This window comes from Microbacterium sp. JZ70 (genome assembly GCF_053903225.1).
Window position 1 is genome coordinate 469,554 of sequence record NZ_CP096405.1, and the last position, 23,781, is coordinate 493,334.

Sequence of the window (23,781 nt, forward strand, 5' to 3'; positions counted from 1 at the left end):
AACCCCTTCGCGGATGTCGGAGGGTGCCCGTAGCGTCGGCGCCATGCACGGGATCGTTCCTCCTTATCTGCTCGAGCGCCTCACCCGCCACGGAGACGAGGCGGTGTCGACGTGCGCGGCACGCACGCTCACCGTCGACGGCGCGCTGCGCACGAAGCGGTCTCTGGCGGCGCCCACGACGTGGCCGCGCGCGGCGATGGCCGCGCCCGGGCCGCAGCGGACGATCTCCGACGCGCAGAACACGACAGCGCTGCCCGGCAGCACCGTCCGCCGCGAGGGCGATCCCGCGACGGGCGACACGGCGGTCGACGAGGCGTACGACGCGCTCGGCGCGACCTGGACGATGCTCTTCGATGCCTTCGGGCGCGACTCGCTCGACGGCGCTGGCCGCCCGCTTCTGGCCACCGTGCACTACGGCGACCGCTACGACAACGCCTTCTGGGACGGCGAGCGGATGGTCTTCGGCGACGGGGACGGCGAGGTCTTCCGCTCGTTCACCTCGGCGATCGACATCGTGGGGCACGAGCTCGGGCACGGGCTCATCCAGTCGACGGTCGACCTTGTCTACCAGGGGCAGCCCGGGGCACTCAACGAGTCGATGGCCGACGTCATCGGCAGCCTCGTGAAGCAGCACCAGCTCGGCCAGACCGCCGAGCAGGCCGACTGGCTCATCGGGGCGGGCGTCTTCACGGATCAGGTGCAGGGCGTCGCGCTGCGCTCGATGAAGGCGCCGGGCACCGCGTACGACGACGACGTCCTCGGCCGCGACCCCCAGCCCGGGCACATGAACGACTACGTCGAGACGACGAGCGACAACGGCGGCGTGCACATCAACTCGGGCATCCCGAACCGCGCCTTCCACCTCGCGGCGACCGGGATCGGCGGTCACGCGTGGGATGGCGCGGGCCGGGTCTGGATGGATGTGCTCGAGCGGCGCCTGGTCGCGGCCGACGCCGACTTCGCGTCGTTCGCGGCGGCCACGATCGCCGCGGCGGAGGAGCGATTCGGCAGCGGCTCGGCCGAGCACCGCGCGGTCGCAGACGCCTGGCAGCAGGTCGGCGTGACGGCGAGCGCGGCATCCGCCGAGGCACCCGCGGCCGCTGAGGACGAGACCGTGCGCGTCGAGCGGTCGGGCGGGATCCTCGGGCGGGTGCACGTGGCCGAGGTCCCCGAATCGGAGCTCCCCGAGCCGGAGCGGGAGCGCCTCGAGTCGCTCGTCGAGACCGTCGCCGCAAGCGACGAGCCCGAGCGCGCCGTCCCCGACGCCTACACGTGGCGGATCGAGATCTCGCAGCGCATCGACATCACCGTCGGCGAGCGCGAGCTGCCCGACGAGGTGCTCGCCCTGCTGCGCGACATCCTCCAGCGCGGCGAGCGCACGTCGCGCGTGAGCCTCGAGCAGGGAGGCGAGCCCGCCGACGGCCGCGCGCCGTAGTCATCCCCGGCAGCCATCCGCCGCCGCCATCCGCCTCAGCGCGTCTCGTCGTCGCTGTGCTCGAGGCGGATGTCGCGCGCCTTCGCGAGATCCTTGCGGTGGCGCTCGGCCTCCTTGTCGATGCGCGTGCCGTCGCGCAGCGGAAGCTGGATGCGCTCCTCCGCCGGGAGGCCGGCCTGCAGCTGGCGACCGCGCTCGAGCTCGGCGTCGAACTCGGCGCCGACGAGCAGCGCCATGTTGGCGATCCACAGCCACAGGAGGAAGACGATGACGCCCGCGAGCGATCCGTACGTCCGCTCGTAGTTCGAGAAGTTCGCGACGTAGAACGCGAACCCGAGCGACGCGATCACGAGGATGACGATCGCGAGGACGGCGCCCATGCTGATCCAGCGGAACCGCGGCTGCTGGACGTTGGGCCCCGTGTAGTAGAGCAGCGCGATGAGGAACACGACGATGAAGGCGAGCACCGGCCACTTGCCGATGCTCCACGCCAGCAGGGCCGCGTCGCCCAGGCCGATCACGTCGCCGATCGCCTTCGCCACGGGTCCCGACACGACGAGCAGCACCGCGGCGACCGCGAGCGAGGCGACCGCGATCACCGTGACGAGCAGCTGGAGCGGCTTGAGCTTCCAGAACGGGCGCCCCTCCTCGACGTCGTAGATGCGGTTCATCGCGCGACTGAACCCGCCGACGTAGCCGGATGCCGACCAGACGGCGAGCACGAGACCCGTGACGAACGCGAAGCCCGCCGCCGGGGAGTTCGCGATCTCCTCGATCGGCTCACGGACGGTGTCGACCGTGTCCTGCGGGGCGAACGAGCCGATGATCGAGAGGACGGCGCCGGCCGCCTCGTCGCCCTGACCGACGAGGCCGAGCAGCGAGAACACGGCCATGAGGCCCGGGAACAGCGCGAGCACGCTGTAGTAGGTGAGGCTCGCGGCGATGTCGGGGCACTGATCCGTCGAGAACTCGCGGATCGACTTCCGCAGCACGAACGCCCAGGACGGACGGCGGATGTCCGTGGGCGAGTCCGGCTCGCGCGGGTGCTCGGGGGCGGAGGTGCGCGCGTCGTCGTCGCGGTTCGGGGCGGTGTGCGTTCGCGTCATGTCCCTGCCTTTCTGCTCCACCATCGATGGAACACGGCGGGGCCGCTTTCCGCGCGCGGGTTGACCCGGCGCGGACTCTGTGCAATCAGGGACTGGCGCGCCCGCTCAGTGCCTGGCGCCGAGTCCTCCCGAGAGGCGACCGTGGAAGTCGGTCGTCGCGTCGTTCATCCCCTCGATGACGACGCTCTTCCCGTGCTGCGCGTACTTCGTGACGATGGCGTCGAGCGCCGCGACCGTCGAGGCGTCCCAGATGTGCGAGCGCGACATGTCGATGACGACCCGCTCGGGGTCCTGCGTGTACGCGAACTGGGTCGTGAGGTCGTTCGACGACGCGAAGAACAGCTCGCCGTCGACCGCATACCGCGCGACTTGGCCATCGCCATCCGCCCCGACCTCGCGCGTGACGCTCGTGAAGTGCGCGACGCGCCGCGCGAAGAGGATCATCGCCGCGATCACCCCGACGCCGACGCCCACCGCGAGGTTGTGCGTCCACACGGTCGCGACGACGGTGAGGACCATGACCGCGGTCTCGCTCTTCGGCATCCGCCTGAGCGTCGACGGGCGCACGCTGTGCCAGTCGAACGTCGAGATCGACACGACGATCATGACCGCGACCAGGGCGGCCATCGGGATGATCGCGACGACGTCGCCGAACACGAGGACGAGGATGAGCAGGAAGACGCCCGCGAGGAACGTCGAGATGCGCGTGCGGGCGCCCGACGCCTTCACGTTGATCATCGTCTGGCCGATCATGGCGCAGCCGCCCATCCCGCCGAAGAGCCCCGAGAGCACGTTCGCGGCGCCCTGCCCGAGCGTCTCGCGGGTCTTGCGCGAGTGGGTGTCGGTGATGTCGTCGACGAGCTTCGCCGTCATGAGCGACTCGAGGATGCCGACCACCGCCATCGCGGCCGAGAAGGGCGCGATGATCGCGAAGGTCTCGCCCGTGAGCGGCACGTTCGGGATGAACAGCTCGGGCAGGCTCTCGGGCAGCTCGCCCTGGTCGCCGACGGTCGGCACGCTCAGCCCGAAGACGACCGCCGCCGCGGTGAGCAGGACGATCGCGATGAGCGGCGCGGGCACCGCCTTCGTGAGGCGGGGCATGAGGTACATGATGAGGAGCCCCGCTGCGACGAGCGGGTACACGAGCCACGGGACGCCGATCAGCTGCGGGAACTGCGCAGCGAAGATGAGGATCGCGAGCGCGTTGACGAAGCCGACCATGACCGAGCGGGGGATGAACCGCATGAGCTTCGCCACGCCGAGCAGGGCGAAGACGACCTGGAACACGCCCGCGAGGATCACCGTCGCGATGAAGTAGTCCATCCCGTAGTCGCGCGCGACCGGGGCGATGACGAGCGCGACGGCTCCCGTCGCGGCGCTGATCATGGCCGGCCGTCCGCCGAGGAACGCGATGGTCACCGCCATGACGAAGGAGGAGAAGAGGCCGAGACGCGGGTCGACGCCCGCGATGATCGAGAACGCGATCGCCTCGGGGATGAGCGCGATCGCGACGACGAGACCGGCGAGCACCTCGCGCGTGAGGAGGCGGGGGCTCCGCAGCGCCTGGAGGACGGTCGGCTCGATCCGATAGCGGGAGGCGGGATCGGCTGCGGGCGTGACGGCGGTCATGCGGCTCCTTGCGCGGGGCTCGGGATGGTCAGGACGGTTCGAGCGCGCGCCCTTGCGCGGATCGCCGACACAGGTCGACGGGAGAGAATGGCGGATGGTCCGGGAGGCCGGACCACAGGAACTCTACCCTAACGTGAGGGTAGAGTCGCGGCGAGGGGAGTCGGATGGCCGAGTCGGGCATGATGCACATCGGCGAGCTCGCCGAGCGGACCGGCCTGTCCCTGCGCACCATCCGGCACTACGACGAGGTCGGCCTCGTCAAGCCGTCCGGTCGCAGCGAGGGCGGCTTCCGGCAGTACGACGCCGACGACCTGAGCCGGCTCATGCTCATCCGCCGGATGAAGCCCCTCGGCTACACGCTCGAGGAGATGGCCGAGCTGCTCGCAGTCATCGACGCACGGCAGGGCGGGGACTCGACCCCGGAGAGCGACGCGGCGCTCGAGCGATTCCGCGAGGATGCCGCCGCCCGGCGGCGCAAGCTCGCCGAGCAGCTCGCGATGGCCGACGAGTTCATCGCGCAGCTCGAGGCGCGCTGAGCCGCACCGCCATCCGCTCGGTCGAGCAGTGCCCATCCGCTCGGTCGCCGCGAAATGCGGCGATCAGACCCGGCTTCGACGCGAAACGCGGCAACCGAGACAAAGGACTCCGCGAAGGCATCGCTAGCGTGAGGCCAGATCGACGAAGGGGTGATCGCCATGGCACGCGTCAGCATCGGCGAAGAGCGGATCACGATCCGCGACGAGGAGGTCGAGACGGTCACGGAGGCGGTGCGCGCCGCCCTGCGCGCCGGAGAGCCCTTCGTCCTCGATCTGGAAGACGCCCACGACGGCCGACGATGTCACGTGTTCGGAACGCCCAGCACGCCGGTCGTGATCAGCGCCTGGCAGTGATGTCCACCCGGGTACGGCGAAGGGCCCCGATCCGAAGACCGGGGCCCTGTCTGTGCGCGAGGTGGGACTTGAACCCACACGCCCGTGAAGGCACTGGCACCTGAAGCCAGCGCGTCTGCCAATTCCGCCACTCGCGCGCAGAATCCGGATCGCTCCGAACTCAACTTCCCGAGGATATCACGCACGAGAGGCCCTCGCGAAAGCGCGACGGCGGGCGCGTCGCACCCGCATCGCGTACATCCCGCGGATGATCCGCATCCTCCCGGAGGCGCCTTCCCAGGTCGCCCGGACCCGGCTTTCCAGACGACGTGGCTACGATGACCCTGACCAGTCGGCCTGCATGAGGAGCCCAGTGGGACTACTTGACAGCTTCGAGAAGGGGCTCGAGCGCGCCGTGAACAGCGCGTTCGCGAAGACCTTCCGCAGCGGGCTGCAGCCCGTCGAGATCGCATCCGCCCTGCGCAGCGAGCTCGACAAGAAGGCCGCCATCGTCACCCGCGACCGCGTCCTCGCGCCGAACAGCTTCACCGTCCGCGTGAGCCCCGCGGACGCCGAGCGGATGGATGCCCTCGGCTCCGCGCTGCGCACCGAGCTCGACGAGATCGTCCGCGCGCACGCCGCCAAGCAGGGGTACAGCTTCCCCGGCCCCGTCTCGATCGCGCTGCGCACCGACCCCGACGTCGCGACCGGCACGCTCGGAGTCGACTCCGTCATGGCCGAGGGGCGCGTCGACTGGCGCGCGGTCGTCGAGATCGCCGGCCGGCGCCATCCGCTCGAGCGCGCGCGCACCGTCATCGGGCGCGGAAGCGATGCCGACATCACCATCCCCGACCCCGGCACGAGCCGCCGCCACGTCGAGGTGCTGTGGGATGGCGAGCGCGCCATGGTCCGCGACCTCGGCTCCACCAACGGCTCGAAGCTCGACGGGCGCCCCGTGAAGCAGGCCGCCCTCGCGAACGGCCAGGTCATCACGATCGGCCGGACCGACATCGTCTTCCGGCTCGTCCCGTCGGCCGCTCCCCCGCAGCGCGTTCCGCGTCACGAGGCCGCCACCGAGCTGTACGACTTCCGCGGAGGCGACCGATGAACGAGCTCACCCAGCTGCTGCTGCAGTACGCGTTCCTGCTCGTGATGTGGCTCTTCGTCTTCGTCGTGGTGTTCTCCCTGCGCGCCGACATCTTCGGCGTGCGGGTGCGCAAGCTGCCGAGCAGCGCCACCGCGAGCGCACCGCCGAGCGCACCGAGCACGCCGCCGTCGGGGGCACCGGCGGCCGCGAAGCCCGCACCCGCCGCCAGCGGGGGCACGCGCATCGTCATCACCTCCGGCCCGAAGGCCGGTCTCGAGCTCCCGCTCGGACGCGACCCCCTGACGATCGGCCGCTCGAGCGAGTCGGGCCTCGTCATCCGCGACGACTACACCTCGAGCCACCACGCGCGGCTCGTTCCGTGGGGCGAGCAGTGGATGCTGCACGACCTGCAGTCGACGAACGGCACGTTCCTCGACGGGAAGAAGGTCTCGCCTGACGCCCCGGTCCCTGTGCCCTTCGGCGTCCCGGTGAAGGTCGGCGCGACGACGTTCGAGCTGCGGAAGTAGCCCCCGGCCGATGGTCTTCACAGGGTCCAGCGCCGCCATCTCCCACACGGGGAAGGTGCGCTCGAACAACCAGGACTCCGGCTACGCCGGGTCCAACCTCTTCGTCGTGGCCGACGGGATGGGCGGCCACGCGGGCGGCGACGTCGCGTCGGCCGTCGCGATCCAGAAGATCGAGCCCCTCGACCAGGTCTACGGCTCCCCCGCCGAGGCCGAGGCCGCGCTCAAGATGACGATCACGTCGACCGCGGGCGATCTCATCCAGATCGCCGCGAAGCGCCCCGAGCTCGCGGGTCTCGGCACGACGGTCAGCTCGATCGTCATGGTCGACGACAACGCCGTCATCGCGCACATCGGCGACTCCCGCATCTACCTCTACCGCGACGACGAGCTCACCCAGATCACGACCGACCACACGTTCGTGCAGCGGCTCGTCGACTCGGGTCGGATCACGCCCGAGGAGGCCCGCTTCCACCCGCGGCGCTCGGTGCTCATGCGCGTGCTCGGCGACATGGACGCGCACCCCGAGGTCGACACGTTCATCATGCCGACGCACGAGGGCGACCGCTGGCTGCTCTGCTCGGATGGCCTGTCGGGCGTCGTCGACGAGGCGCACATCACGAAGGCCCTCCGCCAGGGCTTCGCGCCCGGCCGCACCGCCGACATCCTCCTGAAGTACGCGCTCGACGGCGGCGCGCCCGACAACGTCACGATCGTCATCGTCGACGTCGGCGGCCAGCACCCGCTCTACACGGGCACGCCGACGATCGTCGGGTCGGCGTCGAACCCCGACGGCGTCGTGGTCGACGTCGCGCCGAGCCGCAGCGTGCTGCCGACGAGCTGGTTCCACCCGAATCGCGCGGCGGCCAACGAGCCCACCCACTTCGAGCCGGAGCCCGAGTACCTGCAGGAGCTCATCGCCGAGGACCGGCGACGCCGCAGGCGGCGCCGCCTGGGCGCGATCGGCGCCCTGCTGCTGCTCATCGCGGCCGTCGCGGGCGGCCTGGCCGCCTTCTTCAGCTGGACGCAGACGCGCTACTACGTCGGCGCCGACGACGACACGGTCGTGATCTACCAGGGCATCCAGCAGTCGCTCGGCCCGATCTCGCTGTCCGAGGTGCGCGAGGACACGGATGTCGTGCTCGCCGACCTGCCGCAGGCCTACCGCGCGCAGGTCGAGCGGACGATCACGGCCCGCTCGCTCGCCGACGCCGAGGCGATCGTCGAGCGACTGCGCTCGTACCAGCTCGAGCCCGGCGAACCCGATGAGACGCTCGACGAGGACGCCCCGTCCGAGGACCTCTCGACGCCGACGCCGACCCCCATGCAGACGCCGGAGGGCGAGGGATGACCGCCGCCGACACCCAGATCCAGAAGGCGCTCCGCCGCGTGCGCCGGCCGCAGCCGCTGCGCAACCGCGAGCTGCTCCTGCTCCTGTTCGCGCTCGCGCTCTCGGCGGGTGCCGTCGTCCTCGTGCAGTTCGGGGCGGTCGGCGAGCTGCAGCCCGGGATCTTCGTCGGGCTCGGCATCGTCGGCTTCCTGACGCTCGCGCTCCACGTCGTGCTGCGGATCCGCGCCTCGCAGGCCGATCCGTTCCTCGTCCCCATCGCGACTCTGCTCACGGGCCTCGGCATCGCGATGATCCACCGGATCGACGTCTACAACGCCACGGTGGACGCGCACATCGCCGCGCCGAGCCAGATCGCCTACGCGGGGATCTCGATCGCGCTGGCGATCGCCCTCGTATGGGCGCTCGTGAACTACCGCGTGCTCTTCCGCTACACGTACATCTTCGGCCTCACGGGCATCGTGCTGCTCGTGCTGCCGTTCATCCCGTTCCTCAACGGCGGCGGCAACGCGGTCGTGTGGATCAACGTGTTCGGCTTCAACTTCCAGCCCGGCGAGCTCGCGAAGATCTGCCTCGCGATCTTCTTCGCCGGCTACCTCGTCCGCACGCGCGAGAGCCTCGCGTCGACCGGCAGGCGCATCCTCGGATTCACCTTCCCCCGCGCCCGCGAGTTCGGCCCGCTCATCGTCGTGTGGCTCATCTCGATGGCGATCATCGTGCTCCAGCGCGACCTCGGCACGGGTCTGCTCATCTTCGGGATGTTCGTCACGACGCTGTACGTCGCGACCGGCAAGACCGGATGGATGCTCACGGGCGTGGTGCTCGCTGTCGCGGGCGCGATCGGCGCATCGTTCGTGCTGACGTACGTCCACAACCGCTTCGACACGTGGCTCAACGCCCTCGACCCCGCGCTGTACGACGCGTCGGACGGCGGCAGCTTCCAGCTCGTGAACGGCATCTTCGGCCTCGCGCACGGCGGCCTCTTCGGCACGGGTCTCGGACAGGGTCGGCCGTACCTGACGCCCGTCTCGCAGAGCGACTACATCTTCCCGAGTCTCGGCGAGGAGCTCGGGCTCGTCGGCCTGTTCGCGATCCTCTGCCTCTACCTCGTGTTCACGGCACGGGGGCTCCGCATCGGCGTGCTCGGCCAGGACGACTTCGGCAAGCTGCTCGCCACCGCGCTGTCGTTCACGCTCGCCCTGCAGGTGTTCATCATGGTCGGCGGCGTCACGCGGGTCATCCCGCTGACCGGCCTGACCACCCCGTTCCTCGCCGCGGGCGGTTCGTCGCTGGTGTCGAACTGGCTCATCGTGGCGCTCATCCTGCGCATCAGCGACGCGGTGCGCCAGCAGCCGAGGGCGGTGATCGGATGACCGGGCGTTTCGACTCGCTCCGCTCGCTCAACGACCGGGAGGAGGCGGTGATCGGATGACCAAGGAGCTCCGCAGGCTCAGCATCGTCGTGCTGTTCATGTTCCTCTCGCTCTTCGTCGCGACGAGCTGGATCCAGGTGGTCTCGGCCTCCTCGCTCAACGAGAACCCGCTCAACCGCCGCACGCTGTACGACAGCTTCGAGGTGCAGCGCGGCTCGATCATCGCCGGCGGCCAGGAGATCGCGACGTCAACGGCGTCGAACGACATCTACGCGTGGCAGCGCCAGTACGCCAGCCCCGAGCTCTGGTCGACCGTGACGGGATACATGAACCCCGTGCTCCAGTCGGTGACCGGTCTCGAGCAGGCGATGAACCAGGAGCTGTCGGGTCAGGCGGCCTCCGCCTTCTTCCAGCGCATCGACCAGATCATCTCCGGTCAGGATCCGCGCGGCTCGAGCATCGAGCTGAGCCTCGACCCCGCCGCGCAGCAGGCCGCGTACGACGCCATGACGAGCCGCGGCTACACGGGCGCGGTCGTCGCGATCGAGCCGTCGACCGGCCGCATCCTCGCGATGCTCTCGACACCCGGCTACGACACGAACCAGCTCGCCGTGCACGACTCCGACGCGGTCAACGCGACCTACGACGCGCTCGAGGCCGACGCCCTCGAGCCGCTGCAGAACCGCGCGATCGCGGGCGACCTCTACCCGCCAGGGTCCACGTTCAAGCTCATCACCGTCTCCGCCGCGATCGCGTCGGGCGACTACACGATGGACTCGAAGCTGCCGAACCCCGCCTCGTACGAGCTGCCCGGCTCGTCGCACGTCGTGCGCAACGCGACCGGCGGCACGTGCGGATCGGGCGACGAGGTGACACTCCACGACGCCATCCGCCTCTCGTGCAACGTGCCGATGGCCGAGCTGGCCGTCGAGCTGGGCGACGACGCGATCCGCGCGGCCGCCGAGAAGTACGGCTTCAACCAGAGCTTCACCACGCCGCTGCCCTCGACGGCATCGTCGTACCCCGAGCTCGACGACGACGCGCAGACCGCGCTCACGGGCTTCGGGCAGGGCCAGGTGCAGGCGACGCCGCTGCAGATCGCGATGCTGGCCGCCGGCATCGCCAATGACGGCCTCGTCATGAACCCGTGGATGGTCGACGACGTCATCGGGTCGGATCTCTCCGTGCAGCAGACCTTCGAGCCCTCGCAGTTCGGCCAGGCGCTCGACGCCGATCTCGCCGACGCGATCACCGACGCGATGACGGCGAGCGTGCAGGATGGCGCGGCCACCAATGCAAGAATTGACGGGGTCGAGGTGGCCGGGAAGACCGGGACTGCGGAGACGCCGAACGACGGCCCCTACACCCTCTGGTTCACCGGCTTCGCGCCGGCGGATGATCCGCAGGTCGCGGTCGCCGTCGTCGTCGAGGACGGCGGCGGTCAGGGCCAGTCGGGGAGCGGGAACACGATCGCGGCTCCCGTCGCGAAGGAAGTCATGGAGGCGGTGCTGGGACGATGAGACCTACACGAGGTGTTTCCTTCGGCGGCCGCTACGAGCTGAACTCGCGCATCGCCATCGGCGGGATGGGCGAGGTCTGGGAGGCGACCGACCACGTCATCGGACGCTCGGTCGCGATCAAGATCCTCAAGGACGAGTACATGGGCGACCCCGGGTTCCTCGAGCGCTTCCGCGCCGAGGCCCGTCACGCCGCGCTCGTCAACCACGAGGGCATCGCGAGCGTCTTCGACTACGGCGAGGAGAACGGCTCGGCCTTCCTCGTCATGGAGCTCGTCCCCGGTGAGGCGCTGTCGACCATCCTCGAGCGCGAGGGCGCGCTGCCGCCCGAGCGCACGCTCGACATCACCGCGCAGACCGCCGCCGCGCTGCAGGCCGCCCACGCGGCCGGTCTCGTGCACCGCGACATCAAGCCCGGCAACCTGCTCATCACGCCCGACGGCCGCGTGAAGATCACCGACTTCGGCATCGCCCGGATCGCCGACCAGGTGCCCCTCACGGCGACCGGCCAGGTCATGGGCACCGTGCAGTACCTCTCGCCCGAGCAGGCCTCCGGCCACCCGGCGAGCCCCGCGACCGACACGTACTCGCTCGGCATCGTCGCGTACGAGTGCCTCGCGGGAAAGCGCCCCTTCACGGGCGAGTCGCAGGTCGCGATCGCGATGGCGCAGATCAACGAGCAGCCGCCGCCGCTGCCCTCCGACGTGCCGCAGCCGGTGCAGAACCTCGTGATGGCGATGATCGCCAAGAAGCCCGAGGATCGCCCCGCCTCGTCGGCCGCCGTCGCACGCGCGGCCAACGCGCTGCGTCGCGGCGACGTCGCGGCCGCGGCCGCGGCCGTGCCGGCCGTCGCGGCGGGCGCCGCGCTCGCCGATGACGATCTCACTCAGCTGCTCGGCGCGGGCGACGACGCCACGACCCGCCTCATGAACTCGACCCGGCCCATCCCCTTCGATCCGGGCCTGCCGCCCGCGGAGGCCGAGGAGCCGAAGAAGAAGAAGAAGCGCAGCTCGTGGACGTGGCCGCTCATCGCGCTCATCGTCCTCCTGCTGCTCGTGCTCGGCGGAACGGTCGCCGCGTTCCTCATGAACCAGGACGAGGGCGACCCGACGACCGAGACGAGCAGCCCTCCGCCGAGCTCGTCGCAGCCGTCGACGACCCCGACCCCCAGCGAGACCGCGACGCAGCTCGTCGACGTCGATGCCCTCGGCCTCGTCGGCCGGCCGTACGAGGAGGCGCTCTCGGTCCTCAGCGACGCCGGCCTGGCCGGCACGCGCGCCGAGGGCGAGGAGGCGACGAGCCCCGACCAGATCGAGACGGTCGCCTCCGTCTCGCCGCGCGGCAACATCGCGGCGGGGTCGACGATCGAGCTCACGGTGTACACCGCGCCCACCTTCGCATCCGCCGAGGCCGCGACGTTCGAGTACAACGGGTCCACGAGCGTGAGCTCGGTGCCCGCGGGCGCCTCCCTCGTGGTGCGCTGGAATCAGTACAGCTGCCCCGAGGGCTTCGGCGACGCGACCTACGACGTGACGCTGACCGGCGCGAACTTCGCGGATGTCGGCGGCCCCCAGCGGCAGTTCCTCCAGAACGAGACGAGCGCCGTGATCACCGCCGGCGAGGCCGGCCAGACGATCACCGCGAACTACACGGTCACCTGCAGCGGCATGCCCGACAGCACGCAGGTGGCCCCCGCCTCGGGATCGGTGACGGTCGAGGCCGACGAGCCCGAGAGCACCCCGACCCCGACGCCGACCCCCGACGGCGGCGCGGACGGCGGCTCGAGCGACACCTCGTCGAACGGCCAGGGTCAGGGCCAGAGCGGCACCGGCCAGGGCGGCTCGACCACGGGCTGATCGTCTCGTCGGCGGGGCCGACGTTCAGCGGGTGAGGCTATGCTGACCCCGCCTGCTACTCCGGGGGGTCCATCTGTGAAGGCCGAGACACGCGTCCTCAACGACCGCTACCGCGTCGATGAGCTCATCGGCCGAGGGGGCATGGCAAGCGTCTTCCGCGGCTTCGACGAGAAGCTCGGCCGCACGGTCGCCATCAAGATCCTCGAGAAGGACCTCGCGGGCGACAGCACGTTCCGGACGCGCTTCCGGCTCGAGGCGCAGGCCGCCTCCCGCATGGCCCACTCGTCGATCGTGCGCGTGTTCGACGCCGGGGAGGACACCGAGACCGACGCCACGGGCGGCGTCCGCCCGGTGCCGTACATCGTCATGGAGCTCGTGACCGGCACGCTCCTCAAGGACATCATCGCGCGCGGCCCGGTCGCCCCGAAGGACGCCGTGCGCTACGCAGACGGCATCCTCGAGGCCCTCGAGTACTCGCATCGGGCTGGCGTCGTCCATCGCGACATCAAGCCGGGCAACGTCATGATCACCGAGTCCGGCCAGGTCAAGGTCATGGACTTCGGCATCGCCCGTGCCGTCTCGGACTCGTCGTCCACGGTCGCCCAGACCACGGCCATCCTCGGCACCGCCGCGTACTTCTCGCCCGAGCAGGCCAAGGGCGAGTCGGTCGACGCGCGCGCCGACCTCTACTCGACCGGCGTCGTGCTCTACGAGCTGCTGACGGGGCGCCCGCCCTTCCGGGGCGACTCGCCGGTCGCCGTCGCGTATCAGCACGTGAGCGAGACGCCCGTCACGCCGACCGCCCTCAACCCCGACGTGCCCAAGGGTCTCGACCCCGTCGTGCTGCGCGCGCTCGCGAAGGACCCCTTCCAGCGCTATCAGGACGCCGCACGGTTCCGCGAGGCGCTCGACGCCGCTCTCGACGGCCGTGCGCCGACCAAGCGCGAGCTCGACACGCTCACCAACGAGCTCTACGGCCCGAGCCCGCGCCAGGCGCAGGAGACCGCGCGCACGCTCCAGCAGCTCTCGAGCGACACGACGATGACGCGGACGCAGTCCGGCCCCCCGGTCGTGTGGATCTGGTCGGCGGTCGCGCTCATCGCGGTGCTGATCGTCGCCCTCGTCTTCTGGCTCGCGACCATCCGCCCGTGGGATGGCACGCCGTCGACCGCCCGCATCATCCCGGATGTCGCCGGGATGACCTACGAGAAGGCCGTCGAGGAGCTCGAGGCGCGCGATCTCGTGCCGGTGCGCGAGGACGTGCCGAGCGACTCGGTGCCCGAGGGCGTCGTCGTCGAGACGGACCCTGGCGCCGATCTCTCGGTGAGCCCGAATCAGCGCGTCGAGGTGCTCGTGTCGGAGGGGCCCGAGGTCGCGGTCGTCCCCGCGCTCGTCGGACTGACGGAGTCGCAGGCGCGCGACGCGATCTCGAAGGCCGGGCTCTCGCTCGGCGCGATCCTGCCGGTGGACGATGCCGAGCACAAGGCCTCGACGGTGCTCCGCGTCCACGCGGGAGACGACGAGGTCGCGGAGGGCGACGAGCTCCCCGCCGGTGCCACGATCGACCTCGAGGTCGCCACGGGCCGCGTCCAGGTCAACGACCTCAAGGGGTTCTCGCTCGACGCCGCGAAGCGCGCGCTCGAGGAGCTCGGCCTCACGGCGGAGGTCGTCGAGGACGACACTTGCCAGGAGTCGGAGCAGCCGGGCGTCGTGTCGCAGTCCGAGATCGGATCGGTGCCGATCCAGTCGACGATCCGCATCCGCGTCTGCACGGGCAGCGAGCCGACGCCCACTCCGACCCCGACGCCCACGCAGGGCATCGACGCCGACCCGGCCGAGCGCTAGACGCCGCCGGGCGCCGGCTCGCCGCCGCGTCGCGCCTCAGATCAGGACAGTCTGCCTGCTGCAGGATGATCGCCGCTGGTTCGTCCTGCCGCCGAGCGATTCACCTGCACTCAGCGGTGCCGCCGAGGCGGCTCGCGGCCACGGAATCGCGCGTGCGCCTAGTAGACTCATGCGCATGGCACGAGCATCCCAGGGCGAAGAACCTCTCGAGCGCAGCGAGAGCGGCAAGGCGCCGAACCCCGTGTGGTTCAAGCCGGTCATGGTGGGCTTCATGCTCATCGGCCTCGTCTGGATCCTCGTCTTCTACCTCTCGGGCATGGCGTTCCCCATCCCCGACATCGGCGCATGGAACCTCGTCATCGGCTTCGGCATCGCCTTCATCGGCTTCCTCATGACGACACAGTGGCGATAGCCGCTCTCCCCTCTTCCGCGCCCTGAGCGCGAAACGACACGGGTCGGAACCGAATGGTTCCGACCCGTTTCGCTGTCCGGTGAAGCGGATGGCCCGGGGCGGGGTGAATTCCGGGGTGAAGAGGCCCGGAACCGGCCCGAGGACACCACGCCGCTGTGCGACATTCGTCGATGACATGACGAACATCGCCGATGAAGTCGAGATCGCGCAGGCGCTGGCCGACGCGATCGGCACCGGCGACCTCGACGCCGTTGAGGACCTCGCCGACGCGCTCTGGTTCCGGCTCCCGGCCACGCAGGCGCCGGCGCTCGTCCGCCTCGTCAGCACCCTCTCGCCGGCGGAACTCGAGCGTCGACCTCGTCTCCTTCTCGCCGCCTATCAGGCGCACGACATGTCCACGCCCGGCGGCGATCACGCACGTCGCGGCTTCCTCCCGCTGTATCTCTCGCGTGGCGAGCGATTCGCCCTGCGATTCTCGGCGTTCCGCGAGCGCGCGGATGTGCACGCGGCGGGGATGATCGCTCTCATCGGCGCGCGCCTCCGCGGCCGTTGCACGGAGGCGGAGGGCATCGCGCATCGGCTCGCGCAGCAGCTCGCCCGCATGCCCGAGGCGGAGCCGCTGCCCTGGTCGCGACACCCCGACCACCGCCCGGGCTGGCTCGCCGCCCAGCGTGCACTCACCACGATGCTGCTCGGCCGGTACGACGACGCCATGGTGCACGCGCGCGCGGCCTTCGAGGAGATGGGGCCGGCGCCATCCCACCACTTCGCGGGCGTGAACGGCGCCGCGATCGCCGCGCTGCTGTCGGCGGCCGCCGGCGGCCGCGCCTCGGCGGAACGATGGCTCCGGGAGGTGCGCGACCACACGCGAAGCGGACTGCCGGTCGAGAGTCCGGTCACAGCCCCCGCGCGCCTGGCCACGGCTGTGCTCGCGATGGATCACCTGGACGAGAAGCGCGCCCGGGCGTCGCTGCGGTCGCTCGGCGATCCGTTCGCGTCGAACGAGCTCTGGCCGTTCGCAGCGGCCGGATGGGCCCGCTTCGGCGCGCTCTTCGGCTCGCCCATCGCCGCACTCCTGCAGCTCGACGAGGTGTGCGCCGCGCACGGGGCGGGATCCCGTATCGCCGAGATCGCGGGAGGCCTCCTGCTGCGCGTGCGCGCGGACCTCCTCCTGGCCGCGGGAGACGGGGCGGCCGTCCTCGGGATCGCGGTGGACCATCCGGACCAGGACCTCCTGAACGTGCCGCTCGCCCGCGCGCACCTGCGCGCGGGGCACCTCTCCGAAGCGGTCCGCCTCTCGTCGTCTCCTCTCCAGCGGGCCACGACGACTCGCCGGGACGCACTCGATCATCTCCTGGTCCTCGCCGCTGCCCAGCTGCGGCGAGGAGACGAGCACGATGCGCGCGAGCTGTTCCGACGCGCCCACGAGTACTACCTGGCGACGCGCAACCGATCGGCGTTCCGGGAGATGGATCCGGACGACCTCGCGCGGCTGTGCACGCTCGCCGGGGTCCACAATCCCCTGCCCGAGGGGACCGGAACGGCGCATGCCCCGCTCCGCGTCGTGAGACTGACCCCGCGGGAGCAGATCGTGCTGCGTGCGCTCGCCACCTCCGAGACGCTCGGCATGATCGCTCAGCGCCTCAATGTGTCGCTCAACACCGTGCGCAGCCAGGCACGCAGCGTGTACCGCAAGCTGGGCGTCTCGAGCCGCGAGGACGCGGTCGCCGTCGCCGCGCGCGCACGCCTCCTCTGACCTGCAGCGCTCCTGACCGCCATCGCGGCCCCGAGCACAGTCGAGCCCCGCCCACGACCTTCCTGGGGGAGGAGGTCGATCGTGGACGGGGCTCGGTCGCGCCCATCGGAAGACGGGCCCGCCCGCGCCTGACCGGTCAGGCGCGGGCGAGTGCGCTACCTCTCGATGCCCGAGGGGCGCCGACGGAGGTACAGCAGGATCCCTCCGGCGAGCGTCAGGAGCAGCGCGGCTCCCAGCACACCGACGCCGATCGCGACGCCGGTCGGGCTCAGCGGGTCCTGCGGAGCCGGCGGGTTGCCGGGCTCGTTCGGCTCGTTCGGCGCCGGCGGGTTGCCGGGCTCGCTGGGCTCGTTCGGCTGTCCGGGCTCGTTCGGCTCGTTCGGCTGTCCGGGCTCGTTCGGCTCGTTGGGCTCATTCGGCTGGCCCGGCTCGTTCGGCACGTCGCAGGCCTCGGCGGTGTCGGTCAGATCGTTGTGCACGATCCCTGCCGTGTTCGCGAAGCCGCCCGTGCCGTTCTCACCCGGTGCCGGGCAGGCGAACGTGGACTCGTCCGTCGCTTCCGCGTCGAGCGTGGCGGTCACGACCACACGGTAGGTGTGCTCGCTTCCCGCACCCAGGGCGACATCCGACGCGACGACGTTCTCGTCCGCGCCTTCCTCGCCCTGACCCGTCCAGGCGTCGTTCGGCGTGACGCCCTCGGGCGCCTCAGCGATCTCGGCGGTCTGGACCTCGATGCCCGCGCCGAAGCGGAGACGGTCGGAGAGGTCGTACACGCCGGCCTCCGCGCCATCGTTCACCGCGACGATCTCGTACTCGACCGTCCACACGCCGTCCTCGTCGACCGTCGGCGAGCCGACGATCTCCTTGGCGATGTCGATGGACGGCAGCGGAGCACAGTCGGTGTCCGTGATCTCCCCGCCGGTCTCGTCCGTCAGCGTCGCGGCGTTGTTCAGGCCCTGCTCGAGGAAGTTGCCACCCTCGGGAGCCGTGCAACCCGGTGCGCCCGTGCCATCCTGCTCCGCCTCAGCGAAGTGGAGCGGCACGTCCACGAGCACCGTCACGCGGTAGACGTGCGGGGCGTACCCCTCGTCATCCAGCCCGGCGATCTCGACGCCGGTCGCGATGCGCTGGTTCTCGGCGCCGTCGAACGACCCCTCGATCTCCACGCCCTCGGGGCCGGTCACCGACACCTCGTCGACCGTCACGACCGGAGCGAAGAGGAACTCGTCGTCCAGGTCGTACCGCGTCGGCTCGTTGCCGGTGTTGCCTACCGTCAGGTCGTACACGACCTCCCACTGGCCCTCGCCGACCGGGGTGGCCGACGTCAGCTCCTTGTCCAGAGTCGGCTTGCCCGACAGAACGCACGCGTCGTCCTCGTCGGAGATGCCGTTCCAGTTCACCATGGCGTCGTTCCGCAGCGCGCCGTCGGGGACGCTGCCGTCGCCGGCGTCGCAGGTGTCGGCCGCGGGCGTCTGGACCTCGGCCAGATCGAGCGCGTAGCGGAGCACGACCGTGTAGGTGTGCACCGTCGACCCACCCTCGGGGGCCGCCGCGATCGGCTGCCCCGTCACGATGCGGGTGTCGCCATCCGTGCCGAAGCCCGGGTTGATGCCCACCGAGTCAGGAGCATCCGTGGAGATGTCCTGCACGCCGAGGACGGTGAGGCCGTTGCCGGCGACCCACTCGTCATCCAGGTCGTACGCGCCCGCCGCCGGACCGCTGTTCGTCACAGCGATCTCGTACGTCGCGTCGTACTGCCCCGGCTGGCCCTCGACAGGCGTCACCGCACCCGAGAGCGACTTCTCGATCTCGATGAGCGGCAGCGGTGCGCAGACGTCATCCTCCTGCGTCTCGCCATTGTGGGTCATGCCCGCGACGTTGTTCAGGCCGCCGTTCTCGTCGCTGCCCGGCGCCGGGCACGCGAGCGCATCCGGCGTGACGGTCTCGAGGTCGAGCGACACCGTGACCGCGACGCGGTAGGAGTGCGCGGCACCGGCGTCGAGCGGGATGGCCGTGGCGATCCGGTTCTCGTCGGCACCGTCTGCGCCCCGACCCGTCCAACCGGCCGGGTCCTCGACGCCCTCGGGCGTCGCGACGACATCCGACGACTCCACGACGATGCCGTCGCCGTAGCGCAGGCTGTCGTCGAGGTCGTAGTCGCCCGCGGCCTGACCGACGTTCGCGACCTCGAGGCCGTACACGATCGTCCAGGTGCCGTCCCCGTTCGCGACCGGACCCTCGGCGAGGGTCTTGTCGAAGGTGAACAGCGGCAGCGACGCGCACTCCTCGTCCGTGGACTCGATGCCGTTGTGGAGGAGGCCGGCGGCGTTGTTCAGACCGCCGGAGCCCCCCGTGCCCGGCTCCGGGCAGGCCAGAGCATTCGGGTCGACGGACGACTCATCGAGTGCGACCGTGACCGCCACCCGATAGGTGTGGCTGCCCTGACCCTCGAGCGTCACGTCCTCGGCGATGAGGTTCTCCGCCGCGCCCTCGTCACCGAGTCCTGTCCAGGAATCGAGCGCCGTGACGCCATCGGGAACCTCCGCCACCTCGGACTCGACGATCTCGATGCCCTCGCCGAAGCGCAGCCGGTCGAAGATGTCGTACTCACCCGACACCTCGCCGAGGTTCTCCGCCGCGAGGTCATACACGATCGTCCAGGTGCCGTCGCCGTTGGGCACGGGGCCCTCCGAGATCGACTTGTCGATCGTGATCTGGGCGACTGTCACGCATGCGTCGTCCGCATCCGCCAGATCGTTGTGCCCGATCCCCGCCGAGTTCACCAGTCCGGCCGCGCCATCCTCGTCGAACTCGGAGCAGGCCACCTCGGCCAGCCCGCCGAGCGACTCGTCCAGTTCGACGAGCACCTCGATGCGGTAGGTGTGCACCCCGCCCGCGGCGAGCGGCACGTCGGAGGCGATCAAGTTCTCCGCCGACCCCTCCTCGCCCAGACCGGTCCACCCCTCCTGGGCGGTCACGCCCTCCGGCGTCTCGACGACCTCACGGGAGAGCACCCGCAGGTCGCCCATCTCGGTCATCCGGTCGGACACCTCGTAGACGCCCTCGGCTGCACCGTCGTTCGTCGCGACGATGTCGTACGTCACGGTCCACGTCCCGTCGCCGTTGGGCACCGGGCCGGCCGAGATCGACTTGTCGATGTCGATGGACGGCAGCGGCGCGCACGCCTCGTCGTCCTCGGTCACACCGGCCTCGTCGGTCAGCGTCGACGTGTTCGACAGAGCGCTGCCGCCGGGGCGCACCGTGCCGTCCGCGCACACCGTCGGGTCGTCCTCGGTGCCCGCGCCCTCGAACGCGAGCGGGACATCCGAGATCACGGTCAGCGTGTACTCGTGCGGCGCGTAGCCCTCATCGTCCGTGCCCAGGATGGACACGAGCGAAGCCACGCGCGTGTTCTCCTCGCCGTCCCAGGCGGGGTCGGCGAGCGTGACGCCCTCGGGCGCACCGGTCACCTCGGCGGAGACCACGTCGACCTCATCGGCGTACCGGAGCGTGTCGTCGAGGTCGTAGAGGGTCTTCTCGACGCCCTTGTTCGACACGGTGATCCGGTAGTCCGCCTGCCAGCGGCCGTCCCCGATCGGGTTCGCCGAGATGAGCTCCTTCTCGTGCGTGACCTGCCCGAGCTCGCGGCACTCGTCGTCGGGCGACGGGTAGCCGTTGAACTCCGTCTGCGCCGTGTTCAGCAGACCGGTTCCGCTCTCGCCGCTGCCCGCGAGGGTGCAGTCCGACGGGTTCGGGTCGGCCGGCGGGTTCGGCAGCGTGAAGGTGTACCGGACGGTCACCTCGTAGCGGTGCGTGGCACCGCCCGCGATGGGCTCGTCCGTGACGATCACGTGATCCGTCAGGCCGTCGAACGCGTCGCGCACGGCGATGTCACCCGGATCGACGTTCTCGGCCTCGACCGAGAGCACCTCCACCGCAGAGCCGTACCGCAGCTCGTCGACCAGGTCGTAGTCGGTGTCGGCGTCCGTCAGGCTCCGCACCTCGAGGCCGTACACGACCTCCCACACCCCGGGCTCGTTGTCGCGGTCGACGACCCTCGGCTCCGAGACGATGGTCTTGTCGAGCTCGACGAGCGGCAGCTCGCCGCACTCGTCGTCGACGAGGTCCTCGTGGTTGAGGGGGTCGAGCGTCGCGGTGTTGAACAGGCCCGTTGTCGCATCGGCGGGCGTCTGCCCGTCGGTGCAGCCGAGCTGGGCCGGGTCGACGGTCGCCTCGCCGGTCTCGGCGTCGGCCGCGAGGCGTACGGTCACCGCGAGGCGGTAGACGTGCGCGTCGTCGCCGATGCTCTCGGCCGCGATCGGGAACCGCTCGGCGAGAACCGACCGGTTCTCCACGCCGTCCCAGTCCTCATTGAGGACGGCGCCCTCAGGCCCCGAGACGACCTCGGTCCCGACGACCTCGATGCCCTCGCCGTAGCCGCGCAGGTCATCCTCGAGTCCGTACTCGCCGGGCGAGAGCGATGGGTTCTCGACGACGAGGTCGTATTCGATCGTCCAGGTGCCGTCCTCGTCGGGGTTCTCCGTCGGGCCCGACACCGTGCGCTTCTCGAGCGTGTAGTCGAGCTGTGCGTAGCCGAAGTCGATCGTGTGGTCGTTCTGCCCCGGACCGCCCGTGGTGACCGCCGCGAACGGGAAGTGACCCGCATCCGACACCTCCACGATGCCATCCGAGTCGTTCCGGTCGGCGTCCACTGAGTCGGCGTCACCCGTGTTCTCTACCGTCGGGTACCAGCCCAGCAGCGGGCCGCCCTCCGCGTAGTCGGCCGGGTTGTCGATGCCGACGACGTAGTCGGCGTTGGTCTTGAGCGCGTAGCCGTTCGTGTTCAGATCGGGATTCGACGAGAAGTAGTACTCGCCCCTGGCGTCGGTCAGGGTGCTCGACACGAGGGTGCGTGCGCCATCGGCGCCCACCTCGTAGAGGTTGACCGTCGCGCCCTCGACCGGGTCCTCGCTCGGGTCCTGGATGCCGTCGCGATCGGTGTCGTACCAGACGTAGTTGCCGATCTCGATCGGGGCAGCCGAGGCAAGAGCCGACATCGTGCCGAGGCCGTTGCCCTTCATCGTCGCGTCCGGCACCCCCGCCACCGGGGTGAGTTGGGTGACCATCGCGCCACGGGGGTCGTAGTGCGCGCCCGTCTCCTGATAGAGGCGTCGCACACCCACCTGGAATCCGCTGTTGGCGACATGGATGCCGGTCGTGAGCACGCCGTCGTCGCGGCTCGGCACCGTGATGATCGAGCCGAGCGCCTGACCCGTGAACTGACCGGGCTGGAAGCCGTCGATCTGCCACGCGTCGTCGAAGTACTTGTGCCCGCCCGGACCGAGCAGGCCCGCAGGCTGCTGGTACAGGGGCGCGGTCGCGCCGTCTCCCTGGACGCCGTCGGCGAAGCCGTTCGACTCCATGGTGAACGTGCCGTCGCCGTTGCCCATGGCCATGTAGACGTCGCCGACCGAACGGATCGTCGCCAGTCGGCGATCCGTCGGGCTGACCGCGGTCTGGTAGCCGATCAGGTCGCCGTGCAGGTCGCGCACGCCCACGACGAGGTTGCCGTGCTGGACCCGGGCGTCGGCGACGATCGGCGTGGGACGACGCGCGAAGTTCTCGAAGTCACCGGAGTCCGTCGTCCAGAACTGGTAGTCGCCGGGACTCTGCGGCGTGTCACCGTAGCGCGGGAAGTCAAGCGGGAAGTCGAGCACCTGGGTGAGTGCAGCGGGGTTCGCCGGGTCGAACGCATAGACGTAGCCGTGCAGGTCGGCGTTGTTCTTCGTCGACTCGGCCGTGTTCGTGGCCGTGATGTACATGGTGTTCGTCATCGGGTCCGATGAGACGCCGAAGGGACGGAGGTCGCTGCCGTCAGGGAAGTACCCGTCCAGCTCGATCTCACGCACGTTCACGGGCGGCTGGCCAGGCTCGCCCATGTCGATGACGACGAGCGAGCGCTTGAAGAGGTTCACCGCGAACATCTGCGTCTCGTCGGGCGACATGGCGATGCCGCCGAGACCCGTGCGGCCGACGCGCGCCCACGCCTGGGCATCCATCGACCAGTCGTACGCGGGGTTGTCGATCGCGACCCGCGGTCGGATGCCGTCCGGGCCGGGGAGCGCGCCCTGGTCGTACTCCGCGCCGACGTCGATCCCATGGTCGGTGAGGTCGACGAAGAGAGAGCCCGAGCCGGTTGCCGAATCAAGGGTGCCGCCGTCCGGCGTCACGCGGTAGATCGCGCCGAGCCCTTCCGGACCCAGGCCGGAGTGGCGGCGCATGTACGCGGCGGTGAAGAGCTCGCCCACCTGGTCGGGCGACGTCGCACGGCGCCACGTCGAGCCGTTGGTGGCGCCGACGTCGCGGAACGGCACGTTGACCGTTGTCGGCACCTCGCTGCTGGCACTCGCGCTCTCCGCGTCGTACCAGATGATCTGGCCGCCCTCCTTGTCGGCGTTGGGGCCATCCGATCCGGCGTACTGGATCTTCGGAAGGTAGACGCGCGGGTTGTTCTCGACGAACGCGCCCGGAACGTGGAAGGAGAAGTCCACGGCGCCGGCATCGGCGATGTCGACGAACTGGACGGTCGTGCCGTTCGTCGTGTCGCCCGCGCGACCGACGACCGCGTCCTCCCACGCCTCCCACTGCTGGGTGTCTGGGACGTTCGCCTCGACGCGCCAACGCTGTGCGTCTGAGGTGACCGGAAGGACGTAGGTGCCGTCCGCAGCGGTCACGGCAGGTCCGGCGGAGTTCCCCGCGTCGTCGTAGGCATAGACCTCGATGCCCGCGATCCCGTCTTCATAGGTGTCGAAGACACCGTTCGCGTCGTAGTCCTGCCAGATCGTTCCCGTGATCTCATCGCCCGTCGCGGCCGCGGCCGGCGCGGCGACGGAGACGAACCCCGTCGCGATGAGTCCTGCGATCGATGCGCTGGCGATCCATCGCCGCGCGCCCCCCGACGATCCGGACAGCACACGCTGCTCGGACCTCCTCTGCAACCGTGGCACGGTGCTCCCCTCCGAGTT

Annotated in this window: 15 protein-coding genes and 1 tRNA gene; 12 read left to right on the forward strand and 4 right to left on the reverse strand. The window is 70.5% G+C overall.

The genetic code is table 11. The features are described from left to right. Positions 1-43: 43 nt before the first annotated feature. Entirely contained in the window at positions 44-1,435 is a 1,392-nt protein-coding gene (locus M1D46_RS02095; RefSeq protein WP_456286459.1) for a protealysin inhibitor emfourin, read from the forward strand. Between the two features lie 35 nt (positions 1,436-1,470). Here the strand turns inward: M1D46_RS02095 and M1D46_RS02100 are convergent, their stop codons facing one another. Further along, positions 1,471-2,541 (reverse strand): YihY/virulence factor BrkB family protein, encoded by a 1,071-nt coding sequence (locus tag M1D46_RS02100; protein ID WP_324013383.1) that lies wholly within the window; start codon positions 2,539-2,541, stop codon positions 1,471-1,473. Positions 2,542-2,646: 105 nt separating this feature from the next. Beyond that, positions 2,647-4,170 carry a SulP family inorganic anion transporter gene (locus tag M1D46_RS02105; protein WP_456286460.1) on the reverse strand — a complete coding sequence of 508 codons (1,524 nt, stop codon included), beginning with the start codon at positions 4,168-4,170 and terminating at the stop codon, positions 2,647-2,649. Between the two features lie 164 nt (positions 4,171-4,334). Between M1D46_RS02105 and M1D46_RS02110 the strand changes: the two genes are divergently transcribed. Together M1D46_RS02110 and M1D46_RS02115 are read left to right on the forward strand one after the other, a co-directional pair. Further along, entirely contained in the window at positions 4,335-4,706 is a 372-nt protein-coding gene (locus M1D46_RS02110; protein ID WP_271172478.1) for a MerR family transcriptional regulator, read from the forward strand. 159 nt (positions 4,707-4,865) lie between these two features. Then, positions 4,866-5,060, forward strand: coding sequence for a hypothetical protein (locus M1D46_RS02115; RefSeq protein WP_324013380.1), 195 nt, complete (start codon positions 4,866-4,868; stop codon positions 5,058-5,060). A 53-nt stretch (positions 5,061-5,113) separates the two neighbouring features. Here M1D46_RS02115 and M1D46_RS02120 read toward each other — a convergent pair. Then, positions 5,114-5,197, reverse strand: a tRNA-Leu gene (locus M1D46_RS02120). Positions 5,198-5,412: 215 nt separating this feature from the next. On the opposite strand from M1D46_RS02120, the gene M1D46_RS02125 reads away from it, so the two are divergent. The 9 genes from M1D46_RS02125 to M1D46_RS02165 all read left to right on the forward strand — a co-directional run bounded on the left by M1D46_RS02125 (position 5,413) and on the right by M1D46_RS02165 (position 16,756). Beyond that, positions 5,413-6,147: an FhaA domain-containing protein gene (locus M1D46_RS02125; RefSeq protein ID WP_271172479.1), complete on the forward strand. Its 735-nt coding sequence runs from the start codon at positions 5,413-5,415 to the stop codon at positions 6,145-6,147. Further along, positions 6,144-6,653 carry an FHA domain-containing protein FhaB/FipA gene (locus M1D46_RS02130; RefSeq protein ID WP_456284196.1) on the forward strand — a complete coding sequence of 170 codons (510 nt, stop codon included), beginning with the start codon at positions 6,144-6,146 and terminating at the stop codon, positions 6,651-6,653. Before M1D46_RS02125 ends, M1D46_RS02130 begins: the two co-directional genes overlap by 4 nt. Before the next feature lie 10 nt (positions 6,654-6,663). Further along, positions 6,664-8,001 (forward strand): PP2C family protein-serine/threonine phosphatase, encoded by a 1,338-nt coding sequence (locus M1D46_RS02135; RefSeq protein ID WP_456286461.1) that lies wholly within the window; start codon positions 6,664-6,666, stop codon positions 7,999-8,001. Beyond that, a complete protein-coding gene (locus M1D46_RS02140) occupies positions 7,998-9,371 on the forward strand; it encodes an FtsW/RodA/SpoVE family cell cycle protein (RefSeq protein ID WP_271172482.1) in 1,374 nt (457 codons plus the stop codon). Before M1D46_RS02135 ends, M1D46_RS02140 begins: the two co-directional genes overlap by 4 nt. 55 nt (positions 9,372-9,426) lie before the next feature. Next, entirely contained in the window at positions 9,427-10,890 is a 1,464-nt protein-coding gene (locus M1D46_RS02145; protein WP_456286462.1) for a peptidoglycan D,D-transpeptidase FtsI family protein, read from the forward strand. Next, positions 10,887-12,743 (forward strand): serine/threonine protein kinase, encoded by a 1,857-nt coding sequence (locus M1D46_RS02150; protein ID WP_456286463.1) that lies wholly within the window; start codon positions 10,887-10,889, stop codon positions 12,741-12,743. The genes M1D46_RS02145 and M1D46_RS02150 overlap by 4 nt, the downstream gene beginning before the upstream one ends. A 141-nt stretch (positions 12,744-12,884) precedes the next feature. Then, positions 12,885-14,588 (forward strand): Stk1 family PASTA domain-containing Ser/Thr kinase, encoded by a 1,704-nt coding sequence (gene pknB, locus M1D46_RS02155; protein ID WP_456287143.1) that lies wholly within the window; start codon positions 12,885-12,887, stop codon positions 14,586-14,588. A gap of 175 nt (positions 14,589-14,763) precedes the next feature. Next, entirely contained in the window at positions 14,764-15,000 is a 237-nt protein-coding gene (locus M1D46_RS02160) for a cell division protein CrgA (RefSeq protein WP_271172488.1), read from the forward strand. Between the two features lie 175 nt (positions 15,001-15,175). Then, complete coding sequence (locus tag M1D46_RS02165) at positions 15,176-16,756, forward strand: LuxR C-terminal-related transcriptional regulator (RefSeq protein ID WP_456286464.1); 1,581 nt, start codon at positions 15,176-15,178, stop codon at positions 16,754-16,756. Positions 16,757-16,911: 155 nt separating this feature from the next. Here the strand turns inward: M1D46_RS02165 and M1D46_RS02170 are convergent, their stop codons facing one another. Then, positions 16,912-23,763: an SdrD B-like domain-containing protein gene (locus M1D46_RS02170; protein WP_456286465.1), complete on the reverse strand. Its 6,852-nt coding sequence runs from the start codon at positions 23,761-23,763 to the stop codon at positions 16,912-16,914. Positions 23,764-23,781: the final 18 nt, after the last annotated feature.

Bases quoted from the DNA above. Each gene is read 5' to 3' on its own strand.
- M1D46_RS02095 (WP_456286459.1), top strand. From the start codon at position 44: ATGCACGGGATCGTTCCTCCTTATCTGCTCGAGCGCCTCACCCGCCAC.
- M1D46_RS02100 (WP_324013383.1), bottom strand. From the start codon at position 2,541: ATGACGCGAACGCACACCGCCCCGAACCGCGACGACGACGCGCGCACC.
- M1D46_RS02105 (WP_456286460.1), bottom strand. From the start codon at position 4,170: ATGACCGCCGTCACGCCCGCAGCCGATCCCGCCTCCCGCTATCGGATC.
- M1D46_RS02110 (WP_271172478.1), top strand. From the start codon at position 4,335: ATGGCCGAGTCGGGCATGATGCACATCGGCGAGCTCGCCGAGCGGACC.
- M1D46_RS02115 (WP_324013380.1), top strand. From the start codon at position 4,866: ATGGCACGCGTCAGCATCGGCGAAGAGCGGATCACGATCCGCGACGAG.
- M1D46_RS02130 (WP_456284196.1), top strand. From the start codon at position 6,144: ATGAACGAGCTCACCCAGCTGCTGCTGCAGTACGCGTTCCTGCTCGTG.
- M1D46_RS02135 (WP_456286461.1), top strand. From the start codon at position 6,664: ATGGTCTTCACAGGGTCCAGCGCCGCCATCTCCCACACGGGGAAGGTG.
- M1D46_RS02140 (WP_271172482.1), top strand. From the start codon at position 7,998: ATGACCGCCGCCGACACCCAGATCCAGAAGGCGCTCCGCCGCGTGCGC.
- M1D46_RS02145 (WP_456286462.1), top strand. From the start codon at position 9,427: ATGACCAAGGAGCTCCGCAGGCTCAGCATCGTCGTGCTGTTCATGTTC.
- M1D46_RS02150 (WP_456286463.1), top strand. From the start codon at position 10,887: ATGAGACCTACACGAGGTGTTTCCTTCGGCGGCCGCTACGAGCTGAAC.
- pknB (WP_456287143.1), top strand. From the start codon at position 12,885: ATGGCAAGCGTCTTCCGCGGCTTCGACGAGAAGCTCGGCCGCACGGTC.
- M1D46_RS02160 (WP_271172488.1), top strand. From the start codon at position 14,764: ATGGCACGAGCATCCCAGGGCGAAGAACCTCTCGAGCGCAGCGAGAGC.
- M1D46_RS02165 (WP_456286464.1), top strand. From the start codon at position 15,176: ATGACGAACATCGCCGATGAAGTCGAGATCGCGCAGGCGCTGGCCGAC.